Source organism: Marinomonas aquimarina, from assembly GCF_900089755.1.
In the GTDB taxonomy this organism is placed as follows: domain Bacteria; phylum Pseudomonadota; class Gammaproteobacteria; order Pseudomonadales; family Marinomonadaceae; genus Marinomonas; species Marinomonas aquimarina.
The window spans coordinates 1-10,020 of the sequence record NZ_FLOC01000030.1 but is presented as its reverse complement, the minus strand read 5'-3'; the positions used below and the strand labels follow the sequence as shown (position 1 = coordinate 10,020).

The window sequence follows — 10,020 nt, the reverse complement described above, 5'->3', positions numbered from 1 at the left end:
GAAGGTCTCTCCTTTCTACAAGAAAACCATCGGTTACGGACTGCCGGACTTCGCAGAGGAACTCAACTACGGAGTCGATCTATCAACCATCTGAGGGTGGTATCAGATTGATGGGGTGAAGGTGCCCCATCAACCATTAAATCCGTATACCCTTTGTTTCAAACTATGCGCTAAAGTAACACCATGCACCTCGCCGGCTAGGTTGACATCACTCATAATCAGATCAGGGTGAAAAGAACGACTCAGCGCATCCAACACGTCTTCGGCGCGCTCAAACGTTTGTACAATAAAGCCCAGTTTTTGCAGCTGCTCGCGCATCACGTGTGACACTTCAAGATCGTCTTCCACGAGCCAAATCATGGCATCTTCGGGGACGACAACGGTCGGCAGACTGTCCAATTTGGACGGCTTTTCAGACGCCTCCTGAGTCACCATCAAAGGCAAGAACAAGCACACCTTGGTCCATTGGCCTTCTTCTGAGGTGACGCGAATTTCACCACCACTTTGCTTCACAAAACCATAAATCATACTAAGGCCTAAACCGCTGCCCTTACCTACCGGCTTAGTCGTAAAGAAAGGCTCAAAAATACGCCCCAGCACTTCTTCGGAAATACCACTGCCGGTGTCTTCCACCTTAATGCGAATCCCCGCCACATCCGAGTCTGGTAAAGTCGTGGCTTTGGTGGAAAAACTTAAGCGCCCTCCACGAGACATGGCGGCCGCACTGTTCAGCGATAGATTCAGCAAGGCGTTTTCCAATTGCGATGGGTCAATCAGGCAATATTCATTGGGGCAGTTCAAATCCACCGCCACTTGGATATGATTGCCAACACTATACTCAACCAGATCCAGCATGCCTTCAATCAAGTCATCCACATGAGTCGGTTCTGGGAATAATTGCTGGCGCCGACTAAATGCCAATAAGCGATGCACCAAACTGCTGCTCTTTTCAGCCACTGCGAGTGCACGCTCTACGTAGCGCGCTTGATCATCGGTTTTTGGCTCAGAGTCGGACAACATTTGCAGGTTGCCCATGATCGCCGCCAGTAGGTTGTTAAAATCATGCGCCACGCCCCCCGTCAACTGACCGAGCACTTCCATTTTTTGCGCTTGGCGCAATTGGCTTTCGACGCTCTTACGTTCGGTTAAATCCGTATACAGGGTCACAAAGCCACCATCGGGCATGGGCTTGGAACGGAACTCAATGATTTTGCCGGAATCGAAATGGCGCTCAAAACTCTGGCTGCGATGATGGCGTGAGGCGTTAATCTCATCCATCTGCACCAATTGGTTTTCCATATTAAGGTTCTTATGGGAGCTTTGCGTGATCAACTTCTGCACCGCGTGGATCGGCATACCACGATACAATTGTTGCGGCCGAATATCGAACAGCGCCTCATACCCCTTGTTCCAAGCGATCAACAATCCCTGCTCGGAGAACACACTGAGGCCATCGTTCATATTATCGAAGATGGTTTCTAGCAGGCGCTTTTGTTCTGACAATTCAGCGGAGACTTCTAAGCGGCGAATGGCATCGCGACGGAACACCTCAAAGGCATTCGCCAGCGTACCAATCTCATCGTTGCGACGTACTTGGGGGTTGCGTGAATCCACCTGTCCAAGGGACAGCTCTTCCATATCTTGCGTCACCGACTGCAGATCTTTGGTCATGCGACGACTGAAACGATAGAGCAAACTGAGGCCAATCACTAAGAACAGTGAAATGCCAGTCAGCCATAGCTGACCACTGGCCACCACTTGGCCAACCTCAAGGCGCTGACGTGACACTTGCTTTTGCAGGGCGCCCACGAACTCGCTGACTTGACTACTTAATTGCTCGGACTTCGCTCGCAACGCAATTAACAAGTAATTTTTGCGCTCTTCTATTTCGTTTAAGCGTTGTTGGGCGGTTAATAGGGACTCGGCGATACGCTGCACTTCTGGCGCAGTATCGAGCATATTGAGCTCTGCGGTTATTTGCTGCGCCACCTGGCCTGGCTGCTCAATTAAGCTTAACAGCCACTTCAACACTTGCTGCTCTTGCAGCGCTCGAGTAGTGGCACTCACAGGCAAGATTTGGCGAATGGCGAATTGCAGCGCCAGGCTGTCCTCGCGAATATAGAGCTCTTCATGCACCAATGCCACCAGTTCATCTAGGGTACTGTCCAAACTCTCTAAACGCTCTTCAATTTGCGTACGAAAAGCACTGTCTTTCAGGTTATCCGCCACACTGCGCAGATCCCGAATACGTCGGTTAAGCCGCTCCGACTCAGCCTGCAACTGAAATGGCCGTGCGGAACCTGCGGTGTAGGGGGCCGCGGCCACCAATTGCGCAACGTTTTCTGCCAACGTCAGCGCGGTACTGATTTCGGGTAATGTTTGTGCCTCAAACTCCGAAAGAGAGGCTTCACTGATGCGCATCGATTGCCAACCTATGGCCACCATAAACAGCGCCACCACACTGATGGCTAAAATCACGATGGAGGCTTTTTGGCGAATGCTGATCTGGCGCATTAGCTCATACTCTTGGCGACCGGCCCTTGGAACAAGTAGCCTAAACCGCGCTGAGTTTTAATAAACTCCGGCGCTTTCGGGTTGGTCTCCAGTTTACGGCGTAAACGCAAAATCAATACATCGACCGTGCGGTCAAACACTTCTGTTTCTAAGCCACGACTGAGATCGATGATTTGTTCTCGACTGAGTACGCGATCAGGCCGTGTCGCGAGAGTTTCTAAAAGAGAAAATTCCCCCAGAGTGAGGATCACTTCCTCGCCCTGCTGGTCGCGCAACTGGCGCGATGTCAGATCCAACGTCCATTTGCCGAAATACAAGCAGTCGTGATCGCTATTAATTGGTTGAGGCGATGTTTGCCGGGCGCTGCGACGCAGCAAAGCATGAATGCGAGCGGTCAGTTCACGCAGATTAAAAGGCTTCATCATGTAATCGTCTGCCGCCAATTCCAACCCCAAGATACGATCGGTCTCGTCGCCTTTGCCAGTGAGCATCATGATCGGCATATCATCAAAGCGCTGACGTACTTCACGGGCCAATTGCAATCCGTCTTCTTCCTGTAAATACAGGTCCATCAACACTAGATCGACTGGCTGCTCATCCAAACAACGCCACATTTGCACGCCATTTTCTGCGTCCACCACTTGGTAGCCTTTCTGGGCCAATGCATCACACAGCAAGTGACGAATATCAGGCTCATCATCAACGATCAACAGGGTCTTTTTTCCGAGCTCGTTCATGCAGTTCTCTGTCCTTTTATATTTTTCGTTTGGCAGGATTGGTCAGCGCCAACGAAGCATTATCACGCGTCTGTTAATGGCTTATTAACAGACGCCAAAGTACTCAACTTAATATCTCAGTCGCTGCCGATTTCTCGCGCCTAGCACTGAAATACGCAGCAAATATCGCTATGATGGGCGCATTGTCACAGGGGATACATATGACGTCTGCTTTGCCCATTTACTCTATCATTCCAGCCCTGCAAACGCAGTTAAACCAGCGCCACGAAGCCATCTTAGAAGCGGCACCTGGTGCCGGTAAAACCACGGCGGTGCCGCTTGCCTTTCTGGAGGCGGATTGGTTAGGCAAGCGTAAGATTGTCATGTTAGAACCGCGCCGCTTAGCGGCAAAATCTGCGGCCAAACGCTTAGCTGATCAACTTGGAGAACCTCTCGGTCAACGGGTCGGCTATCAAATCCGCCAAGAAGGCCGACAAAGCGCTCACACCCAAATATTAGTCGTGACCGAGGGAATTCTCACCCGTATGTTGCAAGACGACCCCAGTCTTGATGACGTGGCCCTGATTATCTTTGATGAATTCCATGAACGAAATCTGCATTCCGACTTGGCCTTTGCTCTGAGCCTGCAAGCACGAGAGTTGTTTCGTGAAGAGGATCCCCTAAAGCTACTGGTCATGTCCGCTACTCTAGACAGCGAGCGCCTAACAGAGCTGTTGCACTGTGAACCGATTATTTGTGAAGGACGTCAGTTTCCGATTGAGATGCGTTACGCCAATCTCGCGCTAAAACAGCAGGATGTGCCGTTACAAATCGCCAAGCAAATTCAACAAGCGCTACGCGAAGAAGACGGTTCGTTATTGGTGTTTCTACCTGGTCAGCGTGAAATCCGCAAAGTACAAAGCCTACTAGAAACACAACTGCCAAACGCTACCGAGCTGCTGTCCCTGTATGGCGATATGAGTATGGCCGAGCAGGAACACGTGATTGCCCCCGCCCCTAAAGGGCAGCGCAAAGTAGTACTCGCCACCAGTATCGCGCAAACCAGTTTGACCATTGATGGCATTCGCGTCGTGATTGACTCAGGACTGTCACGTGAAGCCCGCTTTGATGCGAAAACCGCCACCACACGTTTGCATACGCGGCGCGCCTCCCAAGCAGAAACTGTGCAACGAGCCGGTCGGGCTGGGCGCTTACAAGCGGGGGTGTGTTACCGCTGGTGGTCTGAGGAACAGCAACATCGACTCAGTGCCCATAATGCACCACAAATTGAGCTAGAAGATCTTAGTCATCTGGTGATGGACGTGGCACGCTGGGGGGTGCAAGAGCGCGAGGAACTGGACTGGATCAGCTTACCACCACTGGCCCATTGGCAACAGGCAACAGGCTTGCTGACACAGTTAGGCTTATTGGAAGCAGCTAGCAAGCTTGCTCTTACTGCGGATGGAGAAGCGCTGGCCAGCATGCCGTTACCTCCGCGTTTAGCACGTTTATTACTTGAAGCGAGCCGCCATGGGGATACTCACTCGGCCCTCGAAGCAGCCGCTCTTTTATACGAAGGTATAGCGAAACAAAGCCAAGACTCAAACCTGCACAATGCCCTCACCTACGCAGCCAAAGGCAAAACCTGGCAATCTTCTATCCATGCGCTGAAAAGGCATTTACCGAGCCATCTATCCGATCAGTCCTACTCTTTGGCGGCCTGTTTGGCCAGCGCTTTTCCCGATCGGATCGCCATGCGCCAACGCCAGCAGGGTGAGGAAACCTTATTTAAGTTGAGCAATGGCCGACAGGCTTTGCTTGCTAATCATGATGCCAATGCTAACAGTGAATTTCTCATTGCCTTGGAACTGGGCGGGCATGCGCAACGCGAAGCGGATTGGTTGTATCTCACTTGTGCCATTTCATTAGTCGAATTAGAGCAAGCCCTAGCCAGCCAAATTGAAATCGTCGAACGCTGTGAATGGGATAAAGCAAACGGTGGCTTAGTGGGCGCTGAGGAAACTTGGTTGGGTAAGCTAAAACTGACACAAACACGATTAAGCCATTTGCCAGACAGTGCCGTTACCATGGCCACTTGCAGCTACATCCGTCAGCAGGGCTTACAGGTACTGAACTGGGACGATGACAGCTTAGCATTACGTGCGCGCATTCAATTTGCCCACAAACACCTGGATCAAACCATTCCTGATGCCTCCGACGCCTGCCTACTGGAGCATTTAGAAGACTGGCTGGGGCCATTTTTAACAGGTGTGAAACGCATCCAACAATTGGACAAATTGTCACTACTGGATCCTTTGCTGGCATTACTCGATTGGCCGCAGCAACAAACACTGCACAGTTTACCAACCCGCATTCCAGTGGCGTCTGGCTCGAGCGTTAAAGTGGATTATCAAGCCGAGCCACCGGTCATCCGAGTCAAACTGCAGGAGATGTTTGGTGAAACCCAAAGCCCTGTGATTGCCGGGCAAACGGTGAAAATTGAGCTGCTATCGCCAGCGCAACGACCACTGGCTGTGACCATGGACCTAGCGTTTTTCTGGAAAGAGGCTTACCCCGATGTGCGTAAAGAAATGCGCGGCCGCTACCCCAAACATCCTTGGCCAGAAGACCCTTTGAGCGCTGAAGCGACGGCCAAAACCAATCGTGCATTGCGCAATACTAAGACGTGAGGTAATCGAGCCCCACTTGCGTCATGCGCCGACTGAAAGCGTTATTTTTAGCATGGGTTGGACACCAGCCCATGATAAAACGGTGAAAATCCGCCCATGCTACTGGGAATAGCTGATACCACTGCTGCGCAACCGCTTCAGCGAGGTCTGGCGACTCTCCGCGCGCGATAATGCAGCGCGCCAACTCGCTAAAATAGACATCTAGCAAGTAATCCAAATGCTCAGCGAGTTGCGCTTCACTTAGGCAGCTGCCCAGCAAATACGCCACGTCCTGAACCCCGATGCCACGGCCAATATACTGAAAATCGACCGCCGCAACCTCTTGTAAGTCTGCACTAAAACAAAAGTTCGCCACCTTGGCATCACCATGTACCAAGGTTTGATAGGGACAGTTTCGGATGGTTTGATCCAGTTGCTCGGCAGCAGCTTTTAACGCACCTTCTTTCATGGCCTGCCATTCATTGGGTCGAGTGGCTAAATACCAGTATGTACCTTGCGGCCATAAGCCTTCAGGCCATGCTGGTGCTGGGTCTGTTGTTAAGTAGTGGGCATGGAGGCTCGCCAACCAATGTAAGACCACACTCACTTGCGCTGCGTCTAACGAAGCACAGCGCAAATCGAAGCCACTGGCATCTAAATCTTCCAACAACAGGTATAAGGTCGAACCGGTTGCGTAGTGGCCTAAATACTTTGGCATGCGGGCGATGCTATGCGCAGCCTGCGCCCAATGCGCATACCAATTCAGCTCTACTTGGTAAGAATGCACTTTGCGTTGATGCGCAAGGTCCGATTGCCAACCGCGAGGATGCTCCGCCACCTGCCCCCAATCAATGGCCTTTAAGATGACAGAGGAGCAGCTGTTACCCACCGTCACGTGATAGCGTGAGATATGGCCATAGCCACTCCAAAGAGACTGCAGCGTTTGTTGTTTCGCAACATAATCAGCTCGGAGCGTATGTTTGATAAAAAATTCTGGTGCAAAAGTGGTCATGGCAAATGATGTGCTGGTTAAGCAAAATGTTTGGTCGCGATGTGCATATCAAAGACCCAACGGCGAGTGAAACCGACTTTACGATTCACGGCCCGTACGATGATAAAGAAACCGCGATCCATAAATAAGGACCCCACGACGCCCTTATCAGCTGCCCAAGAGAAGTCTTTGTCCGATTGCTCTATCTTCTTGATTCCATTCGCGATGGTTGCCTTGTAATAGCTTGATTCTAGCAGCCTCTGTAAACGCTCAGGTGAGCAGTGGCTGATGTAACTCGAGCGCAAATCGACACCCAATCTATGCTGATCGGCAAATTGCTGGAATTTACGTTCGAGCTCTTTCGTACTCAGAGCATCGCAAGCGGGATTATTGACTTTGAAAGCATCCAGCAAACGTGAAAACTCTTTGTGATTATGATCTATCGGTTTCTCGTCCCGCTTCGCGGGAACGGCTAACTTTTTTTCACTGGATCGTGAAAACAAACGCTTAAACATAGTACTCCGCCCATTTATCGGGCTGTTACACACTCATTTACCTTAGTTGTAGGCGATAACACCTATTTATTCGACTTTTAAGAGCGGTCATTGATGTGCGGAAAATAATTCACTAAATCTTAAACCGTTCGTCACAAAAAATTCACACGGCATAATTGGCCAATTTTCCGACTTTAGACAAACCTTATTTAAGACAACATTTCACCTTCCCCCGTTGTTACCGTGATTTTAACAGCAAGACAGTAGCGCACCTACCCGAGAGCTCGATGTTGTCGATAACATAGGAGACCTCACCGTGAAGCACCTTATCGCATTTTGTTTGGCCGTGCTGTTGTTGGCCCCTTGGCAGTCGCTCATCGCCCAGTCAGAGCTGTATCATGTCGCCATCATCGATCGTTTTTACCCTCCGCTCGAAGCTTTTCAAAGCGAAGAGGATAAATATTTGCACACGTCACTTTATGGTTTGGTCGATATTGATAAAGACTATCGCAAAGAGCGTCTTTATCACGGCGATATCGTGCAACTCATTGCCCATGACCCAAGCATCACTTTTTTACGCTACCCCATCAATGGACAAGCATCCCCGATGCGTGAGATTTTGCATGCTTTAACTAGCATCAATGACCGTTTTGAGTTCACTCCGATTGATTCCCTCGTTCTGTCTTGGGAGTCCTCAACCTTGATCAGCGCGTTTGAAGAGCCGTTACGGCTAGAACACCGAGAGCGATACATTGAAACCATCCGCCAATGGGGGCAAGAATTTCCTGCTTGGCAAGATACTTATCTCGTCATACGAGCTTTAGAAAAGTTAGCCGCACAGGGAGTGCAAGTGTTTACCATTTCCGGTAACAGCGGACCACGAACCATCAACACCTTATCGTTCGCTGCCGGTGTTACAACCGTCGGTGCGATTGAGACAGAGCTGCATTATTTTATTGCCAACAATGTGTTTGTTGATACCCATGAGCAAGCGGCTTATGCACTCACACGTATCGACAATCAGATGGGGCAACCCTTAGGTTACGATATTGATGGTGATGGCTGCTATGACATCCCAATCAATGACCTCACCAGTCAATCTATTGATAACCTGCCAGATACAATATGGCCTCCGATAAAAGGCAGCTCTTTTGCCGCCCCCAAGGCATTAAAAAAAGCCTTAATTAAAAAGCCCTCGCGCTGTAATGAAGCCTTAGTCGCCTCAAGTTTATAGATTTAAGGCAGAAAGGCATTAAAAAAGCCATCCTCGGAGTTGTATAATTTTCACTCTATCGGCTTAATGTCTATACTAAAACCAAATTTGGAATATCTCGCCTCAACAAGGCAAGGACACGGTTATGAGCATCAATAGCATCGGCGCAAACTATATCAACAACGCAGCAACACAATCTTTGAGCAGCAGCCAACAAAGTTTGTCAAGTGGACTACGTATCAACAGTGCTGCCGATGATGCTGCAGGGTTGCAGATTGCTAACCGCCTGACAGGTCAGATCGATGGCAACGGGCAAGCGATCTCCAACAGTCTGTCAGGTATTTCATTTGCTCAGGTAGCTCAAGGCGGATTGGAGTCCATCAGCAACGATTTGAATTCTCTGCGCGAGCTTGCTGTGCAAGCTGGCAATGGCATTTACACCAGTGCTGATCGCGAGGCATTACAGAAGCAAGCCAATGCTTTCATGGAAAATATCCAAAGCACTATTAGCAACACCACCTTTGCTGGCAAAGAAATTTTTACTGAGAATGGCAGCGTAGGCTTTCAAGTTGGCCCAAACAATGGCTCAACGGTGGATGTAGAAACCAGCGATATGGCAGCCTCACTCACCAGCAGTGGCCTGTTTGCATTCGACATCAGTGACCCAAGTTCATTGGAAAGCGCACTGAGTGCAGTGGATGACAGCCTAAACACCGTATCTTCTCTACAGGCTGATTATGGTGCCGTACAAAATTCCTTTAGCAGCCGTATCGATGCCTTACTAAGTAATCGAGAAAATGAGGCTGCAGCTAGATCCCGCATTCAAGATGCTGATTTCGCGGCAACTGTGAGCGATCAGATCGTTGCCAGCATTCTTGAAAAGTCTTCCGTTGCCGTGCAAGCCCAGGCAAACGCTAACGCAGAGCGCAGCCTAAACCTATTAAGTAACTAAACTAGTACTGGTCTGGAAAGGGCAGATTCCCCCGCGATACAGCGAATACTGAGTCCAGCGCGTACGGCCGGCTCCGTTCGAGAAGAAATGCTTTTATCGCGGGGTACAACGCACTCGTACGACCCACTCCGTCCGGGAAGAAAAGGCTTTTTCCTTCGCACAGCGAAGCCCAACGAAGCCTACACCACATTGTAGGACCGCGGTTCCCGCGGGAAAACAATCTCATACGACCTGATTCTATCGGTGGTATCTTCAGGGGTCAGATCCCTGTACGTACCTCAGTTTCCAATCACTGCGGTCTGCTTAGGGATCTGACCCCTTTCCTATCGTAGGCGTCTTAACCCCATACCGTCCCAAGAAGTGTGTCCAGTAAAGGGCGTTGTATTAGGCGCCCCTCTCTCATTAAATGTTTTTGTTTCGACCAAAAAACAAACCATTTAACAAAAGAGAGACTATGGACACTTTAAAACT

At 50.0% G+C, this 10,020-nt stretch carries 7 protein-coding genes; 3 read left to right on the top strand and 4 right to left on the bottom strand.

All coding sequences use genetic code 11. The annotated features are described in order from the left end of the window. Positions 1 to 129: 129 nt before the first annotated feature. On the bottom strand, positions 130 to 2,514 hold the full coding sequence (locus MAQ5080_RS16855) for a PAS-domain containing protein (RefSeq protein WP_082966249.1): 2,385 nt from the start codon (positions 2,512 to 2,514) through the stop codon (positions 130 to 132). After that, entirely contained in the window at positions 2,514 to 3,251 is a 738-nt protein-coding gene (locus MAQ5080_RS16850; RefSeq protein ID WP_067213095.1) for a response regulator, read from the bottom strand. Before MAQ5080_RS16850 ends, MAQ5080_RS16855 begins: the two co-directional genes overlap by 1 nt. Before the next feature lie 200 nt (positions 3,252 to 3,451). Here MAQ5080_RS16850 and hrpB point away from each other — a divergent pair, with 200 nt between their 5' ends. Then, positions 3,452 to 5,920 (top strand): ATP-dependent helicase HrpB, encoded by a 2,469-nt coding sequence (gene hrpB / locus MAQ5080_RS16845; RefSeq protein WP_067213093.1) that lies wholly within the window; start codon positions 3,452 to 3,454, stop codon positions 5,918 to 5,920. On the opposite strand, the gene MAQ5080_RS16840 is transcribed toward hrpB, so the two are convergent. Continuing rightward, positions 5,910 to 6,911 (bottom strand): phosphotransferase, encoded by a 1,002-nt coding sequence (locus tag MAQ5080_RS16840; protein ID WP_067213091.1) that lies wholly within the window; start codon positions 6,909 to 6,911, stop codon positions 5,910 to 5,912. The two genes, hrpB and MAQ5080_RS16840, sit on opposite strands and share 11 nt — an antisense overlap. Before the next feature lie 17 nt (positions 6,912 to 6,928). Beyond that, a complete protein-coding gene (locus MAQ5080_RS16835; protein WP_067213088.1) occupies positions 6,929 to 7,405 on the bottom strand; it encodes a hypothetical protein in 477 nt (158 codons plus the stop codon). A gap of 295 nt (positions 7,406 to 7,700) precedes the next feature. Between MAQ5080_RS16835 and MAQ5080_RS16830 the strand changes: the two genes are divergently transcribed. Together MAQ5080_RS16830 and MAQ5080_RS16825 are read left to right on the top strand one after the other, a co-directional pair. After that, positions 7,701 to 8,618 carry a hypothetical protein gene (locus MAQ5080_RS16830; RefSeq protein WP_082861161.1) on the top strand — a complete coding sequence of 306 codons (918 nt, stop codon included), beginning with the start codon at positions 7,701 to 7,703 and terminating at the stop codon, positions 8,616 to 8,618. A gap of 124 nt (positions 8,619 to 8,742) precedes the next feature. Beyond that, positions 8,743 to 9,549 carry a flagellin N-terminal helical domain-containing protein gene (locus MAQ5080_RS16825; RefSeq protein ID WP_067213086.1) on the top strand — a complete coding sequence of 269 codons (807 nt, stop codon included), beginning with the start codon at positions 8,743 to 8,745 and terminating at the stop codon, positions 9,547 to 9,549. Positions 9,550 to 10,020: the final 471 nt, after the last annotated feature.